This is a genomic window from Samsonia erythrinae (assembly GCF_004342665.1).
Lineage (GTDB): Bacteria > Pseudomonadota > Gammaproteobacteria > Enterobacterales > Enterobacteriaceae > Samsonia > Samsonia erythrinae.
The window spans coordinates 1-24,530 of sequence record NZ_SMBY01000014.1 but is presented as its reverse complement, the minus strand read 5'-3'; the positions used below and the strand labels follow the sequence as shown (position 1 = coordinate 24,530).

26 protein-coding genes and 2 tRNA genes are annotated in these 24,530 nt (G+C 51.6%); 18 read left to right on the top strand and 10 right to left on the bottom strand.

The window, feature by feature from the left end:
* Nucleotides 1-3 precede the first annotated feature (3 nt).
* From gluQRS to panD, 6 genes are all read left to right on the top strand, one after another.
* Nucleotides 4-954, top strand: a complete 951-nt coding sequence (gene gluQRS / locus EDC54_RS16005) for a tRNA glutamyl-Q(34) synthetase GluQRS (protein ID WP_132458609.1) — start codon at nt 4-6, stop codon at nt 952-954.
* Between the two features lie 137 nt (nt 955-1,091).
* A complete protein-coding gene (pcnB, locus tag EDC54_RS16000) occupies nt 1,092-2,504 on the top strand; it encodes a polynucleotide adenylyltransferase PcnB (protein WP_132458733.1) in 1,413 nt (470 codons plus the stop codon).
* Nucleotides 2,504-2,998, top strand: a complete 495-nt coding sequence (gene folK, locus EDC54_RS15995; RefSeq protein WP_132458606.1) for a 2-amino-4-hydroxy-6-hydroxymethyldihydropteridine diphosphokinase — start codon at nt 2,504-2,506, stop codon at nt 2,996-2,998. Before pcnB ends, folK begins: the two co-directional genes overlap by 1 nt.
* 123 nt (nt 2,999-3,121) lie before the next feature.
* Entirely contained in the window at nt 3,122-3,916 is a 795-nt protein-coding gene (gene panB / locus EDC54_RS15990) for a 3-methyl-2-oxobutanoate hydroxymethyltransferase (protein WP_132458603.1), read from the top strand.
* A 71-nt stretch (nt 3,917-3,987) separates the two neighbouring features.
* Nucleotides 3,988-4,842: a pantoate--beta-alanine ligase gene (panC, locus tag EDC54_RS15985; RefSeq protein WP_132458600.1), complete on the top strand. Its 855-nt coding sequence runs from the start codon at nt 3,988-3,990 to the stop codon at nt 4,840-4,842.
* A 16-nt stretch (nt 4,843-4,858) separates the two neighbouring features.
* Entirely contained in the window at nt 4,859-5,239 is a 381-nt protein-coding gene (gene panD / locus EDC54_RS15980; RefSeq protein WP_132458597.1) for an aspartate 1-decarboxylase, read from the top strand.
* A gap of 52 nt (nt 5,240-5,291) precedes the next feature.
* Here the strand turns inward: panD and EDC54_RS15975 are convergent, their stop codons facing one another.
* Both EDC54_RS15975 and EDC54_RS15970 read right to left on the bottom strand, forming a co-directional pair.
* Nucleotides 5,292-6,062 carry an ABC transporter permease gene (locus EDC54_RS15975; protein ID WP_132458594.1) on the bottom strand — a complete coding sequence of 257 codons (771 nt, stop codon included), beginning with the start codon at nt 6,060-6,062 and terminating at the stop codon, nt 5,292-5,294.
* Entirely contained in the window at nt 6,059-6,991 is a 933-nt protein-coding gene (locus EDC54_RS15970) for an ABC transporter ATP-binding protein (protein ID WP_132458591.1), read from the bottom strand. Before EDC54_RS15970 ends, EDC54_RS15975 begins: the two co-directional genes overlap by 4 nt.
* A gap of 384 nt (nt 6,992-7,375) precedes the next feature.
* Between EDC54_RS15970 and can the strand changes: the two genes are divergently transcribed.
* Nucleotides 7,376-8,017 carry a carbonate dehydratase gene (gene can, locus EDC54_RS15965; protein WP_132458588.1) on the top strand — a complete coding sequence of 214 codons (642 nt, stop codon included), beginning with the start codon at nt 7,376-7,378 and terminating at the stop codon, nt 8,015-8,017.
* A gap of 57 nt (nt 8,018-8,074) precedes the next feature.
* Here the strand turns inward: can and hpt are convergent, their stop codons facing one another.
* Nucleotides 8,075-8,611 carry a hypoxanthine phosphoribosyltransferase gene (gene hpt, locus EDC54_RS15960; RefSeq protein WP_165904331.1) on the bottom strand — a complete coding sequence of 179 codons (537 nt, stop codon included), beginning with the start codon at nt 8,609-8,611 and terminating at the stop codon, nt 8,075-8,077.
* A 151-nt stretch (nt 8,612-8,762) separates the two neighbouring features.
* Between hpt and EDC54_RS15955 the strand changes: the two genes are divergently transcribed.
* Nucleotides 8,763-9,197, top strand: coding sequence for a GNAT family N-acetyltransferase (locus tag EDC54_RS15955; protein WP_132458585.1), 435 nt, complete (start codon nt 8,763-8,765; stop codon nt 9,195-9,197).
* Here EDC54_RS15955 and EDC54_RS15950 read toward each other — a convergent pair whose 3' ends face one another.
* Both EDC54_RS15950 and EDC54_RS15945 read right to left on the bottom strand, forming a co-directional pair.
* A complete protein-coding gene (locus EDC54_RS15950) occupies nt 9,198-10,283 on the bottom strand; it encodes an ABC transporter ATP-binding protein (RefSeq protein WP_132458582.1) in 1,086 nt (361 codons plus the stop codon).
* A gap of 4 nt (nt 10,284-10,287) precedes the next feature.
* On the bottom strand, nt 10,288-11,895 hold the full coding sequence (locus tag EDC54_RS15945) for an ABC transporter permease (protein ID WP_132458579.1): 1,608 nt from the start codon (nt 11,893-11,895) through the stop codon (nt 10,288-10,290).
* A 295-nt stretch (nt 11,896-12,190) separates the two neighbouring features.
* Between EDC54_RS15945 and EDC54_RS15940 the strand changes: the two genes are divergently transcribed.
* The 7 genes from EDC54_RS15940 to nrdF all read left to right on the top strand — a co-directional run bounded on the left by EDC54_RS15940 (nt 12,191) and on the right by nrdF (nt 18,755).
* Nucleotides 12,191-12,538 (top strand): YacC family pilotin-like protein, encoded by a 348-nt coding sequence (locus EDC54_RS15940; RefSeq protein ID WP_132458576.1) that lies wholly within the window; start codon nt 12,191-12,193, stop codon nt 12,536-12,538.
* A gap of 106 nt (nt 12,539-12,644) precedes the next feature.
* A complete protein-coding gene (speE, locus tag EDC54_RS15935; RefSeq protein ID WP_132458573.1) occupies nt 12,645-13,508 on the top strand; it encodes a polyamine aminopropyltransferase in 864 nt (287 codons plus the stop codon).
* 45 nt (nt 13,509-13,553) lie between these two features.
* A complete protein-coding gene (gene speD / locus EDC54_RS15930) occupies nt 13,554-14,348 on the top strand; it encodes an adenosylmethionine decarboxylase (protein WP_132458570.1) in 795 nt (264 codons plus the stop codon).
* 619 nt (nt 14,349-14,967) lie between these two features.
* Complete coding sequence (gene nrdH, locus EDC54_RS15925; RefSeq protein ID WP_132458567.1) at nt 14,968-15,207, top strand: glutaredoxin-like protein NrdH; 240 nt, start codon at nt 14,968-14,970, stop codon at nt 15,205-15,207.
* A gap of 9 nt (nt 15,208-15,216) precedes the next feature.
* Nucleotides 15,217-15,624, top strand: a complete 408-nt coding sequence (gene nrdI, locus EDC54_RS15920; protein ID WP_132458564.1) for a class Ib ribonucleoside-diphosphate reductase assembly flavoprotein NrdI — start codon at nt 15,217-15,219, stop codon at nt 15,622-15,624.
* A complete protein-coding gene (gene nrdE / locus EDC54_RS15915; protein WP_132458561.1) occupies nt 15,603-17,768 on the top strand; it encodes a class 1b ribonucleoside-diphosphate reductase subunit alpha in 2,166 nt (721 codons plus the stop codon). The genes nrdI and nrdE overlap by 22 nt, the downstream gene beginning before the upstream one ends.
* A gap of 24 nt (nt 17,769-17,792) precedes the next feature.
* Nucleotides 17,793-18,755, top strand: coding sequence for a class 1b ribonucleoside-diphosphate reductase subunit beta (nrdF, locus tag EDC54_RS15910; protein WP_132458558.1), 963 nt, complete (start codon nt 17,793-17,795; stop codon nt 18,753-18,755).
* Between the two features lie 100 nt (nt 18,756-18,855).
* Here nrdF and EDC54_RS15905 read toward each other — a convergent pair.
* Together EDC54_RS15905 and dnaQ are read right to left on the bottom strand one after the other, a co-directional pair.
* Nucleotides 18,856-18,932: transfer RNA gene (locus EDC54_RS15905), tRNA-Asp, on the bottom strand.
* 169 nt (nt 18,933-19,101) lie between these two features.
* Nucleotides 19,102-19,842 (bottom strand): DNA polymerase III subunit epsilon, encoded by a 741-nt coding sequence (gene dnaQ, locus EDC54_RS15900; protein ID WP_132458727.1) that lies wholly within the window; start codon nt 19,840-19,842, stop codon nt 19,102-19,104.
* Here dnaQ and rnhA point away from each other — a divergent pair.
* Nucleotides 19,796-20,377 carry a ribonuclease HI gene (gene rnhA, locus EDC54_RS15895; RefSeq protein WP_165904330.1) on the top strand — a complete coding sequence of 194 codons (582 nt, stop codon included), beginning with the start codon at nt 19,796-19,798 and terminating at the stop codon, nt 20,375-20,377. The two genes, dnaQ and rnhA, sit on opposite strands and share 47 nt — an antisense overlap.
* A gap of 5 nt (nt 20,378-20,382) precedes the next feature.
* Here the strand turns inward: rnhA and EDC54_RS15890 are convergent, their stop codons facing one another.
* Nucleotides 20,383-21,093 carry a class I SAM-dependent methyltransferase gene (locus EDC54_RS15890; protein WP_132458552.1) on the bottom strand — a complete coding sequence of 237 codons (711 nt, stop codon included), beginning with the start codon at nt 21,091-21,093 and terminating at the stop codon, nt 20,383-20,385.
* 43 nt (nt 21,094-21,136) lie between these two features.
* Between EDC54_RS15890 and gloB the strand changes: the two genes are divergently transcribed.
* Nucleotides 21,137-21,892 carry a hydroxyacylglutathione hydrolase gene (gene gloB / locus EDC54_RS15885; RefSeq protein WP_132458549.1) on the top strand — a complete coding sequence of 252 codons (756 nt, stop codon included), beginning with the start codon at nt 21,137-21,139 and terminating at the stop codon, nt 21,890-21,892.
* 70 nt (nt 21,893-21,962) lie between these two features.
* A complete protein-coding gene (gene mltD, locus EDC54_RS15880) occupies nt 21,963-23,342 on the top strand; it encodes a murein transglycosylase D (RefSeq protein ID WP_132458546.1) in 1,380 nt (459 codons plus the stop codon).
* A 63-nt stretch (nt 23,343-23,405) separates the two neighbouring features.
* On the opposite strand, the gene EDC54_RS15875 is transcribed toward mltD, so the two are convergent.
* Both EDC54_RS15875 and EDC54_RS15870 read right to left on the bottom strand, forming a co-directional pair.
* Nucleotides 23,406-24,197, bottom strand: a complete 792-nt coding sequence (locus EDC54_RS15875) for an endonuclease/exonuclease/phosphatase family protein (RefSeq protein ID WP_132458543.1) — start codon at nt 24,195-24,197, stop codon at nt 23,406-23,408.
* 239 nt (nt 24,198-24,436) lie between these two features.
* Nucleotides 24,437-24,513: transfer RNA gene (locus tag EDC54_RS15870), tRNA-Asp, on the bottom strand.
* Nucleotides 24,514-24,530 lie beyond the last annotated feature (17 nt).

Sequence of the window (24,530 nt, the reverse complement as noted above, 5' to 3'; positions counted from 1 at the left end):
CTTATGCCTGTAACCGCGCATTTTACTCAAACAGAACACGCCGTTGAAACCCGCCGTTACGTCGGGCGTTTTGCGCCGTCGCCTTCCGGCGAGCTGCATTTTGGCTCACTGATAGCCGCACTCGGCAGCTATCTTCAGGCTCGCGCTCAACAAGGCCGCTGGCTGGTGCGCATCGAAGATATCGATCCGCCGCGGGAAATTCCCGGTGCCGCTTCTCGCATACTCGCCCAGTTAGCACACTATGGCCTGCACTGGGATGGCGAGGTGATTTATCAGTCACAGCGTCATGCGCGCTACCTTGAGATCCTTCAACAGCTTCAGCAGCAGGGCATGAGCTATTACTGCACCTGTACACGTCGTCGTATTCAACAGCTAGGGGGGCACTATGACGGTTATTGCCGGACGCGTAACCTGCCCGCCGATAACGCCGCATTACGCCTGCGCCAGACGACACCGGTATTTCACTTTCACGACCGATTGCGCGGCGAGCTGTACACCGATAAGGCGCTCGCTCAGGAAGATTTTATCATCCACCGCCGGGACGGGCTATTCGCCTACAATCTTGCCGTAGTCATCGACGATCACGATCAGGGAATCACGGAAATCGTGCGCGGCGCAGACCTTATCGAACCAACCGTTCGGCAGATCTCGCTCTATCAGTTGCTCGGCTATGCGGTACCCACTTATATCCACCTGCCGCTGGTGCGGAATGAGGACGGAAGCAAACTGTCTAAACAGAATCACGCGCCTGCGTTGCCAAAACGCGATCCGCGTCCCGTGCTGCTGGCTGCGCTGCAATTTCTGAATCAGCCTTTGCCGGAAAGCTGGCAGGATATGACGCTTACGGCGCTGCTGGCATGGTCTGTGGCACATTGGTCCCTTGATGCCATTCCGTTAGAAACAACGATAAACGCATCAGCGATCACTTCAGCATTCTCAAAGGGCCATTGGTAAGCTATGATTAGCCGCTATTTTTCGTGTGCGTATCCCTGTTCGCCGCCCTTTGCGGGCCGTCGCTGATGCGCCGTTAAAAACTTCTTGCCGAAGTTTTTGTTGTACCGTTGATTTTTCCATCACTATCGAGGTGTATTATCTTTACCCGAGTTGCTAATTTTTGCCGTAAAGTACTGAATCGTGAGAACGACCTGGTCGTATCAGAGGAACCACCTCAGCACCTGACGGTGATCCCGCGAGACCAACATAATATTTCACGCAGTGATATCAGCGATAACGCGCTGAAAGTACTTTATCGCCTGAACAAAGCGGGCTTTGAGGCGTATCTGGTGGGCGGAGGCGTTCGCGATCTGCTGCTGGGTAAAAAGCCGAAAGATTTTGATATCACCACGAGTGCCACGCCCGAGCAGGTGCGCAAGTTATTCCGTAACTGTCGTCTCGTGGGACGTCGTTTTCGCCTCGCACACGTCATGTTTGGGCCGGAAGTGATCGAAGTTGCCACGTTCCGTGGTCACCACGATCAACATCAGGAACAACAGGAAGCCAAAAATTCCTCTCAGCAGGCCCAGAGCGGCATGCTGTTGCGCGACAATATTTTCGGTTCGATTGAAGAAGACGCCCAGCGTCGTGACTTCTCAATCAACAGCCTCTACTACAGCATTTCCGATTTCACCGTGCGCGATTACACCAACGGCCTGAACGACCTGCGCCAGGGGGTGATTCGTATGATTGGCGATCCCGAAACGCGCTACCGTGAAGATCCGGTGCGCATGCTGCGCGCCGTTCGTTTCGCCGCCAAATTGAATATGACCGTCAGCCCGGAAACCGCGGAACCCATTCCCCGCCTCGCGTCACTGCTGCATGACATTCCGGCAGCGCGCATGTTCGAGGAGTCGCTGAAGCTGCTGCAATCAGGCTATGGTTATCCAACGTATAAAATGCTGTGTGAATACCAACTGTTTCAGCCGCTTTTCCCGCTGCTCAGCCGTCATTTCACCGCAGACGGCAACTCCACGCTGGAACGTATGATCGCGCAGGTGCTGAAAAATACCGATCAGCGTCTGCAAAACAATATGCGAGTCAATCCGGCGTTTCTGTTCGCCGCCATGTTGTGGTATCCGTTGATTGAACACGCGCAAAAGCTGGCGCAGGAAAGCGGCCTGACCTATTTTGATGCATTCTCGCTGGCGATGAACGATGTGCTGGATGAACAGTGCCGTTCACTGGCGATCCCTAAACGCATTACCTCACTGGTTCGTGATATCTGGATGTTGCAGATGCGTTTGTCACGCCGCCAAGGTAAGCGCGCCTATAAGCTGATGGAACACCCTAAATTCCGCGCCGCCTACGACCTGCTTTGTTTACGCGCCGAAATCGAAAACCATCAGGAACTGCTGCGTCTGGCCCAGTGGTGGGGTGAATTCCAGGTTGCGGCCCCGCCACAACAGCAAGCCATGCTGAGAACGCTGGATGACGGCCCCACGCCACATCGTCGCTCCCGTCCGCGTCGGTCACGCAAACCCAACGCGGCACGCAGGGATCAAGCCTGATGACACGCGTGTATCTGGCGCTGGGCAGTAATCTTGCCCAGCCGTTGCAACAGGTGCGCGCCGCGTTGACCGCGTTGGACGCGGTGCCACAAACCCGCATCGTTCGCTGTTCCTCGCTTTATCGTAGCCGCCCACTCGGCCCGCAGGATCAGCCGGATTATCTCAATGCCGTCGTCGAGCTGGAAACCGGCTTAGCGCCTGAAGCGCTGCTCGATCGCACGCAGGCTATCGAACGGGAACAAGGCCGCGAACGCAAAGCCCATCGCTGGGGGCCGCGCACGTTGGATCTGGACATTCTGCTGTTCGGTGATGCCGTTATCCAGACAGAACGCCTGACGGTGCCCCACTATGATATGAAGAACCGTGAATTTATCCTCTATCCGCTGGCGGAGATTGCGCCAGAATTGGTTTTTCCCGACGGCGAGCCCCTCACTCAGCGTTTAACCTCTGTCGATCGCAATGGCTTAACGCTATGGGCTGACGAGACCATCTGATACTCTGGCTCGTCGACGCGTCTCACATCTGCAACTTGAAGCCTGGCGGGTATATCGCTACTCGTCGGCTTACATTAGAATATTCCCCTTCATTCTTTGCCCTATTGACATAGGAAGACCGTCATGAAACCGACAACTATTTCCCATTTGCGCCAATGGAAACAAGAGCAGCGGAAATTTGCAGCGATCACCGCTTACGACGCCAGCTTTTCCCGTTTATTTTTCGAACAAGGCATTCGAGTGATGCTGGTCGGCGACTCACTCGGCATGACCGTGCAGGGGCACGACTCCACTTTGCCCGTCACGACCAGCGATATCGTTTACCATACGCGCTGCGTGCGCCGAGGCGCCCCGCTGGCGCTGATTTTTTCCGACATGTCCTTTATGACTTACGCCACGCCAGAACAGACATTCAGTCAGGCGGCGGAACTGATGCGTGCCGGCGCGAATATGGTGAAGCTGGAAGGCGGAAGCTGGCTTGCCCCGACGGTAAAAATGCTGACCGAGCGCGCCGTGCCGGTGTGTGGTCACTTAGGCCTGACGCCGCAGTCCGTAAATATCTTCGGCGGCTACAAAATTCAGGGCCGGAGCGAAAGCGATGCCAATCAACTGCTGGCCGATGCCCTTGCGCTTGAAGAAGCCGGTGCGCAACTGCTTGTGCTGGAATGCGTACCCGTGGCGCTGGCCAAGCGCGTAACAGAAGCGCTATCGATCCCCGTAATTGGTATTGGCGCAGGCAACGCTACCGACGGCCAGATTCTGGTCATGCATGACGCGTTGGGTATTACCGGAGACGCTGCGCCGAAGTTCGCCAGGGATTTTCTGGCGACGAGCGGCGATCTCCGTGCGGCGGTACGCACCTATGTGCAGGACGTTGAACAGGGCCTCTTCCCCGCCGAAGAACATTCATTTCACTGAACATGTTGATGGCATAAAAACAGGTCGTTCACGAATCAGGCTATCTTTTTATTCGTTTAAGGAGTACGGGTGTGTTGATTATCGAAACCCCTCTGCTATTGCGCCGTGAGGTTCGTCGCTGGCGTCAGGAAGGGAAACGTATTGCTTTGGTTCCCACAATGGGCAACTTACATGACGGGCACATGACGCTGGTCGATGAAGCCAGAGCGCGTGCCGACATCGTCATTGTCAGCATTTTTGTCAATCCCATGCAATTTGAACGGCCCGATGATTTAGCCCACTACCCGCGGACGTTGCAGGAGGACTGCGAAAAACTGAACCGCCGCGGCGCCGATCTGGTTTTCTCACCGAGCCCGGATGTGATATACCCAAATGGGTTGGGATCACAAACTTATGTCGAGGTACCCGGACTGTCCGCCATACTGGAAGGCGCCAATCGTCCCGGTCATTTTCGTGGCGTCGCCACCATCGTCAGCAAATTGTTCAATCTGGTACAACCCGATTTGGCCTGCTTCGGCGAGAAGGACTACCAGCAATTAGCCCTCATTCGTCAGCTTGTCCGCGATATGGGCTATGACATTGATATCGTCGGCGTACCAATCGTTCGTGCAAAAGACAAGCTGGCATTAAGTTCACGCAATGGCTATCTCAGCGCCGAGGAGCGCCAGCTTGCACCGCGGCTTTATCAGGTGATGATGGAAATTGCCACACAGCTGCAAAACGGCGACCGGCAGATAGACGCGCTGCTGGCGCAAGCGGCGGAGACACTCCGCGAAGCGGGCTTTACGCCCGATGAGCAGTTCATCCGCGATGCCGATACGCTGCAACCGCTGACCGCCACCAGCACGCGGGCGGTCATTTTGATGGCAGCCTGGTTAGGCAAGGCCAGATTGATTGACAACCATCAGGTCGATTTGACTGTATGAACCGAGGTAACAAGCGATGATACGTACTATGCTGCAAGGCAAGCTGCACCGGGTGAAAGTGACTCAGGCTGACTTGCATTATGAAGGCTCTTGCGCCATCGATCAGGATTTTATGGATGCTGCGGGTATCCTGGAATATGAAGCGATTGACATCTATAACGTCGATAACGGCCAGCGTTTTTCTACCTACGCCATCGCAGGTGAGAGAGGCTCACGCATGATCTCTGTAAACGGGGCTGCCGCGCGTCTCGCCTGCGTGGGAGACAAGCTGATTATTTGCTCCTACGTACAGATGTCCGACGAACAGGCCAGAAGCCATCGCCCCAGGGTGGCCTACTTCTCCGGTGATAACGAGTTAAGCCGTCAGGCAAAAGCGATTCCGGTCCAGGTCGCCTGATGAGACAATTGAGAAGGCGGTACCCCGCCTTCTCATGCACAGAATAGACACACTAGGTCCGCAGTCCGCGCCCGCGTTCAATTAACCACCAGACCAGCAGATAAAACACCGCGATAAAGGCGATGAGCACCGACATCGTAAACAACAGCGGTACATCCTGAATGCCGAGGAAACCGTAACGGAAACCGCTAATCATATATACAACCGGATTCAGTTTGGACACCGCCTGCCAGAACGGCGGCAGCAACGTCAGCGAGTAAAACACCCCACCCAGATAGGTCAGCGGCGTCAATACAAAGGTTGGGATCAGGCTGATATCATCAAAGGTTTTGGCAAACACGGCATTCAACAAACCCGCCAGCGAAAACAACGTCGCCGTTAACAATAGCGTCAGTACAATAATCCACCAGGCATGAACGTGCAGCGGGACGAAGAATAACGACACCGCCGTCACCAGCACGCCAACGCAGAGGCCGCGCGCGATCCCGCCGCCCACATAGCCTGCGATGATCACGTGGGTGGGGACGGGGGCCACCAGCAGCTCTTCGATATTATGCTGAAACTTCGCGCTGAAAAAGGAAGACGCCACGTTAGCGTAGGCGTTAGTAATCACCGCCATCATAATCAATCCCGGCACGATAAACTGCATGTAGCTAAAACCATGCATCTCGCCAATACGTGAACCGATCAGGTTGCCAAAAATAATAAAGTACAGCGTCATGGTGATCACCGGCGGCACCAGTGTCTGGATCCAGATCCGCCCAAATCGGGTGACTTCTTTAACCCAGATGCTCTGGAGCGCGACCCAATATAACTGCATCATGCCTTTTCTCCCTTACCATTTGCTCCGTTCACCAACGTGACAAACAGTTCTTCCAGCCGGTTGGCTTTGTTGCGCATACTCAATACCTGTACCCCTTGTGCGTTTAGCTGGCTGAATAACGCGTTCAACCCCTGTTCACGCATCACCTCCACCTCCAGCGTTGAGGTATCCACCAGACGGAAGACATACCCCTCAAGCTGCGGTAACGGACTTTTCGCCGCCAGATCGAAAATAAACGTTTCTGATTTCAGCTTGGCAAGCAGTTGCTTCATGGAGGTATTCTCCACCAGCTCTCCGCGCTGAATAATGCCGATATTGCGACACAGCATTTCCGCTTCTTCCAGATAGTGCGTCGTCAGGATAATGGTGGTGCCCTGTGCGTTCAGCGCTTTCAGAAAGCCCCACATCGAACGACGCAGCTCAATATCCACCCCCGCCGTCGGCTCATCAAGGATCAGCAGCTTAGGCTCATGCATCAGCGCGCGTGCAATCATCAGGCGACGTTTCATCCCACCGGACAACATCATGGCTTTTTCGCTGCGTTTTTCCCATAAATCCAGCTGTTTCAGGTATTTTTCCGCACGCTGTAACGCATCCTGACGCTTCACGCCGTAATAGCCGGCCTGATTAACGACAATCTGCAATACCGTTTCGAACGGGTTGAAGTTAAATTCCTGCGGAACCAACCCCAGTTGGCGCTTTGCATTGACTTTATCCAGATCAAGGTCATAGCCAAAGACCCGAACTTTACCCGCGGTTTTATTCACCAACGAGCTGATAATCCCTATCGTGGTCGATTTTCCTGCGCCATTCGGCCCCAGTAGCGCATAGAAATCTCCTGCCTCCACGCTCAGATCGATCCCCCGTAACGCCTTGACGCCCCCCGGATACGATTTGGTGAGTTGCGCCAGTTCCAGTGCATATGTCATAAGAAATGGATTACCTTATTATTCAGTGAGTTCTATAGATTCGAGGTGTGACAAATACCTACTCTCAATCATTCAAGTTTCAGGACAAAACGTGAACGTTTTGCACAACGCAAAACGCGCCCCCTTCAGGGCAAGTGAGGGAATCCCATCCCTATGAGCTTACTCAGATAAGCGATCCAGATGACAGACAAATCCGCCGAAGGCTGATTTGAACGCTGCTCGCAGCGGCCCCTTAGGAGCGAGATACTCGTAAGAGTGTCGAGTCACGCAGCCAACATAAGCGCAACCTGAAGGATGACGAGTATAAACTATCGTTTTTCAAACGATGCATGTTGCCTTATATTACCCCTTCTGCTCCTTGTTTGTTACAGGTCATTTACTTTCATGAAAGATATTGAAACACTCATCGCGAATAACCAGGTTTGGTCAACAACGATGGTGGAAGAGGATCCTGGTTATTTTGAACGTCTGGCGCAGGCGCAGCGACCGCGTTTTCTATGGATTGGATGCTCGGACAGTCGCGTACCTGCAGAAAGTCTGACCAGCCTTGAACCCGGTGAGTTATTCGTTCACCGTAACGTGGCCAACCTGGTTATTCACACAGACCTCAACTGCCTGTCTGTCGTACAGTATGCTGTCGAAGTTCTTGAAGTTGAACATATTATCATCTGCGGCCACTACGGTTGCGGCGGTGTTCAGGCGGCGGTGGAAAACCCGGAACTGGGTTTGATTAACAACTGGTTGCTGCATATCCGTGATTTGTGGTACAAGCATAGCTCGCTGTTGGGGGAGTTGCCTCCTGAACAGCGGCTGAATACGCTGTGTGAAATCAACGTCATCGAACAGGTTTACAACCTCGGCCATTCCACCATTATGCAATCCGCCTGGAAACGTGGGCAAAAAGTCATGATCCACGGCTGGGTTTACGGTATTCAGGATGGCCGACTGCGCGATCTGGAAGTCACCGCCACCAACCGGGAGACGCTGGAACAACGTTACCGCCGCGCGATCTCTTCTCTGCTTTGATTGACAGACTGACGCCCGTTCACTGGGCGTCGCTCACCGTACCGGCCTTTGTCTTTATTATTCCTGCGCTATGACCTTACCAATGTATGGTAAATGACGATAGTGCTGGGCATAGTCGATGCCGTAACCCACGACAAACTCATCAGGAATAGAGAACCCGACCCATTCGACTTTTACCGCCACTTCACGACGCTCCGGCTTATCCAGCAGCGTACAGATGGCCAATGATTTCGGCTCCCGCAGTTGCAGGATTTCCCGCACTTTGCTCAGCGTATTACCCGAGTCGATGATATCTTCCACAATCAACACATCCTTACCGCGAATGTCTTCATCCAGATCTTTAAGGATTTTAACATCGCGCGTGCTGTTCATACCGCGGCCATAGCTGGATGCCGTCATAAAATCCACTTCGTGAGGGACATCGATGGCCCGGCATAAATCGGCCATAAAGATAAACGAGCCACGCAACAAGCCCACCAGCACCATATCACTACCGCTATCACGGTAATGTTCGCTGATTTGTCGTCCCAGCTCGGTAATCCGCGCCATCACTTCCTGCTCAGAAATCATGACTTCCACGGTATGTTTCATCATACTGATAACTCTTTGAAGTAAGGTATTCAGCATCATCGGAAAAATAACGGACTCATTATCGATGATGCGCCAATGCTGACGTTTAAATCAGTCTGGGCAATGCCCAGACGCGCGCGAAGTATATCAGAAACCACACCATGAAGGAGGCATCATGAGCCCAGCACCCGTGGATGTTTGCTACAAAGTGAACGCCCCGCTTTCCAGCCAGCAGTTCATTGAGCTATTGGCGAAAACCTCCCTGGGGCCGCGTCGCCCGCTGGATGATGAGACAGCGATTGCAGGTATGCTTAAGCACGCTAACCTGCTGGTTTCCGCATGGCAAGGGGAAACGCTGGTTGGCATTGCGCGTAGCGTAACGGATTTTCATTACTGTTGTTATCTGTCCGATCTGGCGGTGTCAGACGACTGTCAGCATGCGGGGATAGGAAAAAAACTTATTCAACAAACCGCTCAGCAGTTGGAAAAAGGCTGCAAAATCATTTTGCTGGCCGCGCCGTTGGCGGTGGATTACTACCCGAAATTAGGCTTTGAAAAGCATAACAGCGCCTGGCTCATGCTGGCATCAGATCTACACTCAGAGGCATAGTCATTTCTTTTCAGGATCTTCAACCGTACTGTTAACGACCGGCAACGCAGGATACAAGACTGGCGGATCCGTCTTAATGCTTAAGCGCACCTGCTGACCCGGTTCAAACCAGTTTCCGGTTTGTACCAGCAGCATCAGTTCTCCGAGTTTCACCCGATACAGGTTTGAGCTCCCCATAAACAAACGATCCTCAATCGTCGCAAGACCGTCAGGATCGAGCGCCAGCGCCACATCAAGCGGACGCACCATCCAGTCGCACGGCGAGTCGATCGGCTGATTGAGGGAATGCGTCGCATGGTGATCGCCCAATACGCTCTGCCACTGACGATCGCTCAGGATCTTCACGGGGAGATAGTTCGTGCTTCCCATAAAGTCAGCCACGAAACGGCTGTTCGGGTGGTGATACAGTTCAGAAGGGTAGCCCTGCTGCATGATTTTCCCTTCATGGAGCAACACCAGATGGTCAGCACAGGCAAACGCATCTTCCCGGCTATGCGTGGCGAAAATCGCCGCAATATGGCGCTGTTTGAGGATCTGCCGAAGTTCGGCAATCAGACGATAGCGCGTCTGGCTGTCCAACCCGGGAAACGGTTCGTCCAATAACAGTAACTTTGGTGCGCAGGCCAACGCGCGGGCAATCGCCAAACGCTGCTGCTGTTCATTGGACAGCTCGTGGGGATAGCGGGAAGCGACCTCATCAAGCTGCAAGAGCGCCTGCATGTCCGCACAGATTTGTTTGACTTCGCTCTCTGGTCGTCCATATAAGCCAAACGCCATATTCCCCTCCACCGTCAGGTGAGGAAACAGCGCATAATCCTGAAAAATCAGCCCGATTTGTCGGCGCTCGGGCAAAACAGATCCCTGAGGCCCGCTGAGCGGTTCGCCACTCAGCAGAATCTTACCCTGCGAGATCGGCAGCAGACCCGCAATCGCCTGCAACAGCGTCGTCTTACCACTACCGTTTCGACCCAGCAGACAGATAGCCTCATCGCTGCGCACGGAAAACGTGATATCTTCCAGCACCGTTGACTGCTGCAAAGTGCAACTTACCGCCTGAACGCTCAGAATATCTATCGATGCGGCCATATACTTATCCTTTTATGTTCAGTGCGCGATGCAGCACAAAAACCGGCACCAGCCCTATCGCAACCAGTAGCAGCGCAGGAACGGCGAATGAGATAACCGGTTCACTCACCGTCAAGCGAAACACATAGGTGGCCAGCGTATCAATCCCCACCGGGCGTAATACCAGTGACACATTCAGCTCTTTCATACTTTCCGTGAAAATCAGCAATGCTCCCATGAACAAACTGCGCCGCAACAGCGGTATATGAACACGCGCCCAAAGGCTGGTGGGAGAAGCCCCCAGAGCAAGGCCGGCGCTGTCCAGCGATCGCGGGATAGCAGCCATGTGGCGCTCAAGGCTGTCTAACATCAGCCGACCAAATTTAACGCCATAGGCAAGGATAAGAATAAACAGCGAGCCGGTCAGCCAGGCGTCTGCGGACATCCCTCCTGCGGCGCTGGCAGACAGAGTAATGCCGCGTTCGACCAGCGACAGCAAAGTAAATAGCCCGACGGCCAGTACGGCGCCAGGCAGGGCGAAACTCAGGCTGAGCAATTTCACGGGCGTCTGATCGGCCTGAATTTTCGCTGTGCGCGTAGAGAAGATAAATGACAGTCCCATCAGGGTAATAACGACCGTCGTGCTGACGGATGCCAACAGACTATTCATCACAGCTTGCAAAAACGCGCTGTCCCATACCGACATCATGTGGCGAAGTGCCAGAAACAGCAGGTACAGCACAGGGAAAATAAATGATAAACACACGATCCCCCAGCAGTAGCCGCGAACCATTCTGCCGCGCCATCCGGTCAGCGTTGGTGGAACAAGCGGAGAGGCGTTCAATCGGGATTGATATATTTGCTGTTTCCAGCGCCAGCGATTAACCAGAAACATCAGGAGAAAGATAACAGGTAAAATCAACACCCCAAGGCGTGCCGCCGCCCCCAAATCGCCCTGCCTCTGCCAGATATCCAACACCGTTGTCGTCATGGTGGGAATACCCAAATAAGACGCGGCTCCATAGTCACCCAGCGCTTCAGCCGCCACCAGCGCGCCGCCGCAGGCCATCGCTGGTCTAGCGAGTGGCACACACACACGGCGCCATACCTGAGAACGCGTCTGGTTCAGTAAATGCGCGGCGTGGATAAGGCTGGCTGGCTGTTTGATTAATGCTTCACGTACCAGTAAATAAACATAGGGATACAACACCAGCGCCAATACCAAACTCACCGCGCATAACGACGCGACAACTCCGGCAGAGTGGACGTCTCTCCACGCCTCATGTTCTCCCAACAACAAGGGAAAATGGCGTAATGCATCATGGTATAGAAAGGCCAGCAGAAAAGCGGGCATAGCCAGCGGCATACACAGCGCCCATTGCAACACCCGGTGACCGGGAAAGCGGTACATCGCGATAAACCAGGCGGTCGGTAAGCCGAACAGCAGACTGAAGAGCACCGAGCCAACAACGATAGCGGTCGAATGTATCAGATAAGCGGGCAACCCCGCTTGCCATAGCTGAGTGACCCCTAACCCGCTGGCAAAAAAAGCCGGATAAAACACCGTTGCCACAGCAAGCAGCAACAGCCCCGCCAACAACCAACTACTGACGCGCCAGACACCGGAAATCATAGAATGAAAAGTATATTAGGAAATATCACCGCTATTAATAACAGAGCCCGCCGGGAACATCATCGTATCAAACGGTGATAAATGGGCCTTAATCCCACGATTAACTCAAGATCATTTTCATCAGGCCGTACCATAAAAATAAACAACAATATTTTCAATAGATTAGCACTGTTCTTTTTCCCTCTGTTTCGACGCGACTTTTTTATCGCGATCGGATATTTCCCATAAGAAAACTTGGAACCCTATGGGATATCTGTGATAACGTCGTCAAACGATATCTGGAACAGGTTCAACCATGAAAAACTCTGCGCTGGCTCTGCTCCTGCTAAGCCTGATGAGCGTCTCTTCCGCCAGCAAGGCGCTGAATGAATTCGAAGCGGAAGATCTGGCCGATCTGACCGCGATTTTTGTTTATCTGAAAAATCACTGTGGTTATCAAGACCTGCCGAATGAACAAATTCGCCGGACGCTGGTGGCATTCGCTCAACAAAATCGCTGGGATCTCAGCAATTACAACGCCTACGACATGACGGCTCTGGGTGAAGACAGCTATCGCGATCTCAGTAACATCGCCATCCCGACGCCGAAAAAATGCCAGTCCCTGGCGCGTAATTCGCTCGGATTGCTCTCCTACGCGCAATAATTCTTTTATCCTCACACTGACCGAAAATTGACCGTGCAAGCGACAAAAGAGTCGGCTATGATGGCGCGCCAATTTTCCTGGCTGTTATCGCGGAGGAAGCCCTAACATGTCCCGAAAAGAGATGTGGCATGAAACCCTGCATACCCACTTTGGTCAGTATTTTTCAGTCGATCGGGTGCTCTACCATAAAAAAACCGATCATCAGGATCTGATCATTTTTGAAAATGACGCATTAGGCCGCGTCATGGCGCTTGACGGCGTGGTACAAACTACCGAGCGCGATGAGTTCATCTATCATGAAATGCTCACCCATGTCCCTCTTCTGTCACACGGCGCTGCCAAACGCGTCCTGATTATCGGCGGCGGTGATGGCGGTATGCTGCGGGAAGTCTGCCGGCACCGTGGCGTCGAACAGATCACGATGGTGGAAATCGATGCGGGCGTCGTGGAGTTCTGTCGTCAGTATCTGCCCAACCACAGTGCCGGCGCTTATGATGACCCACGCTTTACTCTGGTGATTGATGACGGTGTTAACTTCGTCAATCAGTGCAGCGAAAAGTATGACGTCATTATTTCCGATTGCACCGACCCTATCGGCCCCGGTGAAAGTCTGTTCACCTCCGATTTCTATCAGGGCTGCGCCCGTTGTCTGAACGAAGGCGGTATTTTCGTCGCCCAAAACGGCGTCAGTTTTCTGCAACAGGATGAAGCCGTCGGCAGTTACAAAAAACTCAGTCGCTATTTCAAGGACGTCAGCTTTTATCAGGCGGCAATCCCGACGTATTACGGCGGCATCATGACTTTCGCCTGGGCCAGTCATCATCCGGCACTGCGCCAGTTGGACGTTGCGACCGTGCGCCAGCGTTTTACGCAATCAGGGCTCGCCTGTCGCTATTACACGCCAGAGGTACATACCGGTAGCTTTGCCCTGCCTCAGTATTTGTTAAGCGCGCTACAAAATGCGCAATAATCCATCAGTTCGGTTAATCACACGGCCACAAGGGGGTGACTTAAATTGCACAAGCTAAAACTACACGGCTTTAACAACCTGACGAAAAGCCTGAGTTTTTGTATTTATGATATTTGTTACACCAAAACCGCTGACGATCGTGACAGCTATATCGCCTATATCGACGAACAATACAACGCGAATCGCCTGACGGAAATTCTCACGGAAACCTGCGCTATTATCGGCGCAAATGTCCTTAACATCGCGCGTCAGGACTATGAGCCACAGGGAGCCAGCGTGACCATTCTGGTCAGTGAAGAGCCCATTGACCCACGAGATGTCGATACCTCAGAACACCCCGGTCCGCTGCCAAACTCCGTCGTTGCGCATCTGGATAAAAGCCATATCTGTGTACACACCTATCCGGAAAGTCACCCGGAAGGCGGGCTTTGTACCTTCCGGGCGGATATTGAGGTGTCAACCTGCGGTGTGATTTCACCGCTGAAAGCGCTGAATTACCTCATCCACCAACTTGAATCCGACATTGTCACCATTGATTATCGCGTGCGGGGATTTACCCGTGATGTCCATGGGATAAAACATTTTATCGACCACCAAATCAACTCAATCCAGAACTTCATGTCCGAAGACATGAAATCGCTCTATCACATGATGGATGTGAACGTTTATCAGGAAAATATCTTTCATACCAAGATGCTATTGAAAGACTTCGACCTGAAACACTATCTGTTCAACGTCGCGCCAGAAGCACTCAGCGCAGCAGAACGGAAAAGAATCACCGATCTGCTGTATCATGAAATGCAGGAGATCTATTACGGCAGAAACCTGCCCGTCCTGTAATTAATATATAGGGTGTATCTCTTAGCACAAATATAAGGGCATCAAGGATTTTGCCGTTATCCGGCGTAAAAATTATGCCAGCGGTGTGCATGAACACCGATGGCTCCGCGTAGCGGCATAATTTAGCCGGAAGCCTGGGTTCGCAGGGCGGCGGCGACTGAGCGCCCTGCGTCGGGCGCGTGCTATGAAGTAGCATAAAAATGCCGGTATCATTGCGCACGAAACTGTCTCTTAGTCAGCATAAAAAAACGTTACTAAGAAGCCACCTTTTACCAAAGGAAAGCTGGAGTAGTCATGTTGGCTTTTGTCTTTCCCACATTACCCTTCATTTCGTCGCACACTATTTCATCAAAAAAGATGCGCATCACATTTATTTCTTTCTGTATTTTTTACTTGCCTTCTCTGTCGGCCTTGCTACATCAGGGTTTGCGTCAATTTGTATAAGGCCAACTAAAAATCATATATCTTGTGTGGTTGAAATTTAAAACACCCACATCTAGTATTCTCTATGTAACCATCGCGTAAAGCGATCGCTACCCAGTGGATCGGTTCAGGCACTTATGCCTTGAAGATAACCGCTCCGACAAACTTCTTTCACGCCAAAAGGTAAATACGAATCATGCGTATTACTATTTTCACTAAACCGGATTGTGTTCAATGCAACGCTACATGCCGCGCGTTGGATAAACAGGGCATTGACTATCAACTGGTGGACTTAACGGAAGATGAACAGGCGTTACAGCAGGTGAGAGCGTTGGGTTATCAGCAGGTGCCTGTCGTGATGACGGCTGACGACCATTGGAGCGGCTTCCGCCCGGATAAGATCAGCACGCTGAATGCCGCCCTGCAATTGCAATAAGGGGGCGATATGAACCCGCTGGTCTATTTTTCCAGCCAGTCGGAAAACACCCATCGCTTCATTTCCAGGGTTGGCTTGCCGGCCCTGCGAATTCCGATAGCGATAGAACAACCTGCACTGAAAGTTGATTGCCCCTATATTTTGGTCGTCCCCAGCTATGGCGGAGGCAGCACGAAAGGGGCTGTACCGCGTCAGGTCATCAGCTTTCTCAACGATCCGCATAATCGCGCTTACCTGCGCGGCGTGATTGCCGCAGGCAATACCAATTTCGGTGCAGCGTACTGCATCGCCGGCGACATCATCGCGCAGAAATGTCAGGTGCCCTACCTGTACCGCTTTGAGCTACTCGGCACAGCAGAAGACGTTGCAAATGTGCGTAAGGGAGTAACTGAATTTTGGCAACAACAGACCTCGTGAGCGCGAAGGCAACCAAGACCGACACGGATGCCCACTCGCTCGATTACCACGCGCTAAACGCAATGCTAAACCTCTACGACGCAGAGGGAAATATCCAGTTCGACATGGATAAGCTCGCGGCACGCCGTTATTTCCTACAGCATGTCAACCAGAACACCGTGTTCTTCCACAATCTGGAAGAAAAACTGCGTTATCTGGTGGAAGAAGGCTACTACGAAGCGGAAGTGCTGGATCAATATCACTTCGATTTCATCAAGGGACTCTTCCAGCAGGCATACGCGCACAAATTCCGTTTTCAAACCTTTTTAGGCGCGTTCAAATACTACACCGGCTATACGCTGAAAACCTTTGACGGCAAGCGCTATCTGGAGCGCTACGAAGATCGCGTCTGCCTCGTCGCCCTGACCCTCGCAAAAGGTAATACCGCGCTGGCCAGTGCGCTGGTGGACGAAATCATCAGCGGGCGCTTTCAGCCTGCGACCCCCACCTTCCTCAACTGCGGTAAAAAGCAGCGCGGTGAACTGGTCTCCTGCTTCCTGCTGCGCATTGAAGATAATATGGAGTCGATTGGCCGCGCCATTAACTCCGCGCTCCAGCTTTCTAAACGCGGCGGCGGCGTGGCTTTCATGCTCAGTAATATCCGCGAAACCGGCGCGCCAATCAAACGCATCGAAAACCAATCGTCCGGCATTATCCCCATCATGAAAATGCTGGAGGATGCCTTCTCCTACGCCAACCAGTTAGGGGCGCGTCAGGGCGCTGGCGCTGTGTACCTTCATGCGCATCACCCGGATATTCTGCGTTTTCTGGATACCAAACGGGAAAATGCGGATGAGAAAATCCGTATCAAGACGCTGTCTTTGGGTGTCGTCATTCCCGATATCACGTTCCAGTTAGCAAAGAATAATCAGGTGATGTACCTGTTCTCGCCCTATGATGTCGAACAGGTCTACGGTATACCGCTGTCGGAAATCAGCGTCACCGAGAAATATCACGAGATGGTGAACGACAAACGTATCCGAAAATCCCAGATCAAGGCGCGTGAGTTCTTCCAGATCCTCGCTGAAATCCAGTTCGAATCGGGTTATCCCTACATGATGTTTGAGGATACCGTGAACCGCGCAAACCCGATTCATGGCCGCATCAATATGAGCAACCTGTGCTCGGAGATTTTGCAGGTCAACGACGCCAGCCTGTACGACGACGATCTTGGCTATCGCCATGTCGGTAAAGATATTTCCTGTAACCTCGGTTCGATGAATATCGCCAGCGCCATGGCCTCACCCGATTTCGGTCAGACGGTTGAAATCGCAATCCGCGCGCTGACCGCCGTTTCCGACATGAGCCACATCCGTTCTGTTCCGTCGATTGAAAAAGGCAATGACGAATCGCACGCGATTGGTTTAGGGCAGATGAACCTGCATGGCTATCTGGCGAAAGAGCGTATTTTTTACGGATCAGAAGAGGCCATTGATTTTACCAATATCTATTTCTATACGGTCGCTTTCCACGCGATTCGGGCATCCAATCAGTTAGCCATAGAGCGCCAGCAGTCCTTCTCGGGCTTCGAACACTCGAAATATGCATCGGGCGAGTATTTTGATAAATACCTGGAACGACGTTGGGAGCCGACCACGGCGCGTGCCCGGGAGTTATTTGAAAACGCCGGCATTCATATCCCCACCCAGCAGGATTGGGCGGCGCTACGCGAATCCGTGATTGTGCACGGTCTTTATAACCAGAACTTGCAGGCTGTACCGCCGACCGGTTCGATTTCGTATATCAACCATTCGACATCCAGCATTCACCCGATTGTCTCGCGTATTGAAATTCGTAAAGAGGGCAAGATTGGCCGCGTCTACTACCCCGCTCCTTACATGAATAACGACAATCTGGCGTATTACCAGGATGCCTATGACATTGGGCCGGAGAAGATTATCGATACCTACGCTGCCGCAACCCAGCATGTCGATCAGGGGCTGTCGCTGACGCTGTTTTTCCGCGATACCGCCACCACGCGTGACATCAATAAAGCGCAGATCTATGCCTGGACCAAAGGCATTAAAACCATATATTACATTCGCATACGGCAGATGGCATTAGAAGGTACTGAAGTTCAGGGCTGCGTGTCCTGTGCGCTCTAAGCCATCGCGGAAGGAAATCGAAGCATGACCGCACTCACTCGCGTCCAGGCGATTAACTGGAACAAAATTGAAGACGATAAAGATTTGGAAGTCTGGAACCGGTTAACCTCTAACTTCTGGCTGCCGGAAAAAGTCCCCCTGTCGAATGATATTCCGTCGTGGAGTACATTGAACGCCCACGAGCGCCAGTTGACAATTCGGGTCTTCACCGGTCTGACGCTGCTGGATACCATTCAGAACACTCTGGGGGCCCCCGCACTGATACCGGATGCGGTGACCCCGCATGAGGAAGCCGTACTCTCTAACATCAGCTTTATGGAAGCGGTACACGCGCGCTCATACAGTTCTATTTTCTCGACGCTGTGCCTGACCAGCGAAGTGGACGATGCCTATCGCTGGAGCGAAGAGAATCCGGCGCTACAGAAAAAATCTGCGATCATCCTGTCGCACTATCGCAGTGACGATCCGCTGATGAAGAAAGTCGCCAGTGTGTTTCTGGAATCGTTCCTGTTCTACTCTGGATTCTATCTGCCTATGTTCTGGTCAAGCCGCGCCAAGCTCACCAACACGGCGGACTTAATCCGGCTCATCATCCGTGATGAAGCGGTACATGGTTACTACATCGGCTATAAATTCCAGCGCGGTCTGGCAAAGGCCGATCCCGCGCGCCAGCAGCAGGTGAAAAATTTCGCCTATGACCTGTTACAGGATTTATATGACAATGAAGTGCTGTACACTCAGGAACTCTATGACGGCGTGGGTTGGACGGAAGATGTGAAAAAATTCCTCCACTATAATGCGAATAAAGCGCTGATGAATCTGGGCTATGAAGCGCTGTTCCCAGCCAGTATGACGGACGTGAACCCCGCCATCCTCTCTGCGCTCTCACCTAATGCCGATGAAAATCACGATTTCTTCTCCGGCTCGGGGTCATCTTATGTGATCGGTAAAGCCGTCAACACCGAAGACGAAGATTGGGATTTTTAAATACACGACGGTCACCAAACCCGGTGACCGCATTCCGCTATAGCGGCTGACAATGAAAAAGGCCTGAATCAGTAATGATTCAGGCCTTTTTCATAATAAGTGGCGGAACGGACGGGACTCGAACCCGCGACCCCCTGCGTGACAGGCAGGTATTCTAACCAACTGAACTACCGCTCCACTCTGTGCTGTTTAAGCGGGATGAATACTAAGATGATGGCACTATTACGTCAATCCTTTTTATAACCAATCGCTTCCGTTTGCTTATAATTTCATCTCGCTGATTATTCTCTCTCCATACCGTTGTAATCGCCTCTATTTTCATACGCAAAAACACGATTAGAAAACATCACTCAGCTCGCCACAGACAGGCTCCGCCTTTTTTAGCAATCAGATCCAGACGTTGTTCATGCGCCAGCAGCTCAGCCTCATCAGCATAAAGTACCTTTAGCGCCGACTGGGGTCGCACAATCCTCTGGATCGTTTCGCTGCTCTCATTTTCCTGTTGCCGCGATTCACCGTCCATCGAAAAAGCCAAAGACGTTTGGCCGCCGGTCATCGCCAGATAGACTTCCGCGAGAATTTCGGCATCGAGCAGTGCGCCGTGCAGAGTACGCTTACTGTTATCTATCTGATAGCGATCGCACAAGGCATCCAGACTGTTGCGCTTACCGGGAAAAATCTTCCGCGCCATTAACAGACTGTCGGTGATCTTACAGAACGTCTCCGTCTTGGGGATATCCCGATTCAGCAGGCGAAACTCATAATCCATAAAGCCGATATCAAACATCGCGTTATGAATAACCAATTCCGCACCGCGAATAAAATCGAGAAAATCATCGGCAATATCGGCATAAGCTGGCTTATCCGCGAGAAACTCATCGCTGATACCATGTACCTGGTAAGCTTCAGGATCGACCAGACGGTCTGGCTTGATATAAACGTGAAAATGGCGACCGGTCAAACGACGGTTAATCACTTCAACCGCGCCGATTTCGATAATTTTGTGTCCCTCGTAATGAACACCCACTCGGTTCATACCCGTGGTTTCTGTATCCAGGACGATTTGTCGCGTAATTTCAGTGCTCATCATTTTCGTTTATGTCAGACTTACCGTTTTCACCATGAGGAAGAGTCTACCAGAGATGCGTAAACAGGTAGAAATTTTCACCGACGGATCTTGTCTCGGTAATCCGGGGCCCGGCGGTTATGGCGCCTTACTGCGTTATAAGCAGCACGAAAAAATGTTAAGCGCGGGCTATCGCCTTACCACAAACAATCGGATGGAGTTGATGGCCGCCATTGTTGCGCTTGAAACGCTGACGAGCGCCTGTGACGTCGTACTCAGTACCGACAGTCAGTATGTTCGTCAGGGGATCACCCAATGGATTCATAATTGGAAGAAACGCGGCTGGAAAACCGCCGACAAAAAACCAGTAAAAAACATCGATCTCTGGCAAAGGCTGGATATCGCGATTCAACGTCATCAGGTGAATTGGGAATGGGTGAAAGGGCATGCCGGGCACCCGGAAAACGAACGCTGCGACGAACTGGCTCGCGCCGCCGCCGGTGCGCCAACGCTTGATGACACAGGTTATCTGGCAGAGTCGATCGCCGCAGGATAACGACCTTACCGCCGATATATCTTTGTTGCGCCCAGCGTACGGCGCACCGGCGCTTTACGCAACCGCATCCGCAGCGGCGTGAATGTCAGAGGGATCGTGCGCTTACGGGCAATGATCAACGTCAGGCAGCCCAATATCGGCACGTGCTTGTTCAGCTTTCCTTTGTTTCTTCTCCAGGGTGTCACGTGAAAATGCGTCTGGCAGATAATTTCGTAATTTAATAATCCCAGCCAGTCCACAAGACGCATTTGGGTAAACATACGGCTACAGTAAGGGTGCTTTTTATTCAGCCCGGGGATCAGTTTCCCCATGCCGACCAAACTGATTGGATTAAACGTGCTTAGTATTAACCAACCATCATCCACCAGAACACGATCAACTTCGCGCAAAATGCGATGCGGATCCGCAGAGTAAGAGAGCGTTTGAGCTAACAAACAGGCATCAATAGATTTTTCAGAGAAAGGCAATTGGTGAACATCAGCCACAACATGGAGGTTTTCACCGTGCGGAGCCACATTGACCTGATGCGCGATCGCACATTCCGTCACGCACACTTCCGCGCTCAATGCCCCAACCTTCACAAGATGAAAGCCAAAGATTTTCGGCCACCACGGCAGCAAAGCCTGCTCAAGCGATTCGCGATAAAACCGCCCACAGGTGATATCATCCCATGAGTCGGGCGCAATAACGGTCTGAGGGATTTGTGCCAGTTTCATCTTTTGTTATCGTCCTCAGGCTACCAGCAAAAAGAGGTGATGAATGAATCTTACCAGTATCCCCGCTCTTCAGGACAATTACATCTGGTTATTGAGTAATAAAGAAAACCGCTGTGCGATTGTCGATCCCGGCGAGGCCGCGCCCGCACTGAATTTTCTCACCCAAAACCAGCTTACGCCCGAAGCAATTTTACTCACGCACCATCACGCTGACCATGTAGGGGGCGTGAGTGAAATCGTTAATCACTACCCTGGCCTGCCTGTTTTCGGCCCGAAGGAAACCGCAAAATGCGGTGCAACCCATCTGGTTGCAGAGGGAAATAACGTGTCTGTGTTGAATTCGGAATTTTCTATCTTTGAGGTTCCGGGGCATACTTCTGGTCATATTGCTTATTATAATGCCCCTTTTTTGTTCTGCGGCGATACGTTATTTTCCGCAGGATGCGGGCGGATTTTTGAAGGAACCCCGAAACAACTGTATGAATCAATTCAAAAAATAGCCAATCTTCCTGATGATACGGTAGTGTGCTGCGCACACGAATACACGCTGGCAAACTTAACGTTCTCTAATGCAATATGGCCAGAAGAGCCAAATATTGCAGCTTACCTCCATAAAATCAGCCAGATACGAGAAAAATCGCAATCAAGTCTACCGACAACCTTAGGGCTGGAGAGAAAAATCAATCTATTTCTCCGTTGCCATGAATTTGATTTAAAAAGAAAATTATCAACAGAACCGGAAAAGATAGAACACTGGCGAGCTTTTGAGATCTTACGCAGCAAGAAAGACTGCTTCTGAAGGTTTAGGTTGTACTATCGCCCTAATCAAAGTATCCTTGCTCGTCTTTTAAGCAACTATTGACCAACATATGAAGGCTAAAGCGATAATCATCGCCTCAGTCTTGCTGGTGGGTTGTCAGGTCTCCCCTCATGACACCTCGCAACCCAAGCAGCATGCACAGAGTTTGTCTTCGGCAAGTCAAAGTGAAGCAGGAAACTACACAGAAACTCGAGAGACCTCCGCGCGATGGCTGGATGATGAAAGCCTCGCGCAACGAGATCTGTGGAACTTCATTGGCGACGAGCTGAAGATGGAGGTTCCGGATAACGCCCGGGTCCGCGAACAAAAAATGCGTTATTTGAAACATAAGAGCTATCTCCACGATGTAACATTACGGGCAGAGCCCTACATGTACTGGATAGTCGAGCAGATTAAGCAACGTAAAATGCCGATGGAACTGGTACTGCTACCCATAGTGGAGAGCGCTTTTGATCCCAGTGCCACATCATCCGCCAACGCCGCAGGGCTATGGCAGATTATCCCTGGTACAGGACGTAATTATGGTTTGAAACAAAACCAGTGGTACGACGGGCGCCGCGACGTGATTGCGTCTACAACGGCAGCACTGAATATGATGCAACGTCTCAACACAATGTTTGATGGCGACTGGTTATTAACCGTTGCCGCTTATAACAGTGGTGAAGGTCGCGTCATGCAGGCGATGAAAGCGAATAAAGCGAAAGGGAAACCGACCAACTTCTGGGCACTGGCGTTACCACGTGAAACGTCAATTTATGTACCTAAAATGTTGGCTCTGAGTGATATTCTCAAGAACAGCAAAAAATATGGCGTGAGTCTGCCGAAACCGAATGAAAGCCGGGCATTAGCGAAGGTGGAGTTGGGGCAGCAGATAGAGTTGACGCAAGCGGCTGAAATGGCAGGCTTGTCGTTGAATAAGCTAAAGAGCTATAACTCGGGCTATAAGCGTAATGTTACCGCCCCAAACGGGCCACATTACATCATGGTGCCTAAAGCGCATGTTGAACAGTTGAAAGACTCACTGGCTGATGGCGACATTGCTGCGGTGCAACCAACGCGTATGGCACAGTCAACAACTGCGCCTCAGCAGTATAAGGTTCGTTCAGGCGATACGTTATCAACGATAGCAGCACGGCTCAATGTCAGCACGAAAGATTTGCAAAGTTGGAATAATCTTCGCAGGACTAACTCACTCAAAGTGGGACAGACACTGCAGGTTGCCAAAGCTACGGGCAAAAGCAATGCACAAGGCAGTTCTATCACCTATCAGGTTCGTAAGGGTGATTCTCTGTCAAGCATCGCCAAACGCCATGGCGTGAATATTGCAGATGTGATGCGTTGGAATACGGTGATTAACAAGAATGCTAATATCCAGCCAGGCGATCGTCTGACGCTCTACGTCAGCAGCAATATCAAACCGGACTCCTAGTATAATCTGGTTCAGAAACAAGAAACGGCTCTCTACACACAGAGAGCCGTTTTTTTATAGCGACTAGACCAGACTAAACTCAACCAGCAACGGGTTATGATCCGAGGCTTCGGTTTCCAATACAGAAGACTGTTTGACAGCCAGCTCGCGATAAAAAATAAAATCCAGCGGTCTGCCAAATGCTTTGCGGCGGTGATCATCAACGAAGCGGACTTCTTGTAACCTCATTTCTGCCGCAAACCGATAAAGCGCATTGATACGCTGCCGGCTCCATGCATTAAAATCGCCAGCCATAATCGCAGGACCTTGGTGATGTGTGAGCTGCTCGCCAATTGCGGCCAATTGTTTGGTATAGATCTCAACGCCAAAACTGAAATTCACCGCATGGATATTGATCACCATCAGCCTCTGACCGTTTTGAAGCGCATAGACCGTCACCAAAGACGATTTAGACAACCGCAACAGAGGCTCTCTTTCCCGTAAGGGACAGCAATATACAGGTTGAGAGGCCGAGAGCGTCATCACTCCGGAGGGGTGCTGCGGGAGAATGATAGCGGGCACTTGGTCAGCAGAAAGGTAATTGGTCGTTGCAAAACGAATAAGATCCGGCGTACTTTGCGCCTCCTGCAAAAGCACCAACTGAGTATCTTTGCCGAAGTTCTGCAATACAGATAGCCAATTAGTTCTTTGCTGCTTGAAAATATTCCATACCATGACGCGTAAAACATCGCCCTCCAGCAATAGTGAGCCTGTTGGTAACGTTGTTTGTTCCGGGTAATACATCTCCCCAGGAGGAAAGATATGTTCCACTGGCTGGCCGGCAACATACCTCATTGCATAAGTTCTTTTCCGCACGCCTCATCCGCTAGTCATTAAATTCGCTAAATACCTCACCAAAAGGTACTCCTCTGTTATAGGGATTTTATCGCAGACTTGCAATGTATGCCTGCTGGCAAAAAAGAAAAGATGAGCAGTGTTGCAGCCAGAAAGGAATAGTCAGCAAAGAGGGGGAGGAAAAAGAGAATCCCGTTAAATTTTAATGCCGCATATACGCAAAAAGCCTCAAGCCAATGCTTGAGGCTAGTGCGAATAAGTGGCGGAACGGACGGGGCTCGAACCCGCGACCCCCTGCGTGACAGGCAGGTATTCTAACCAACTGAACTACCGCTCCACCGAATTTCTCTACAA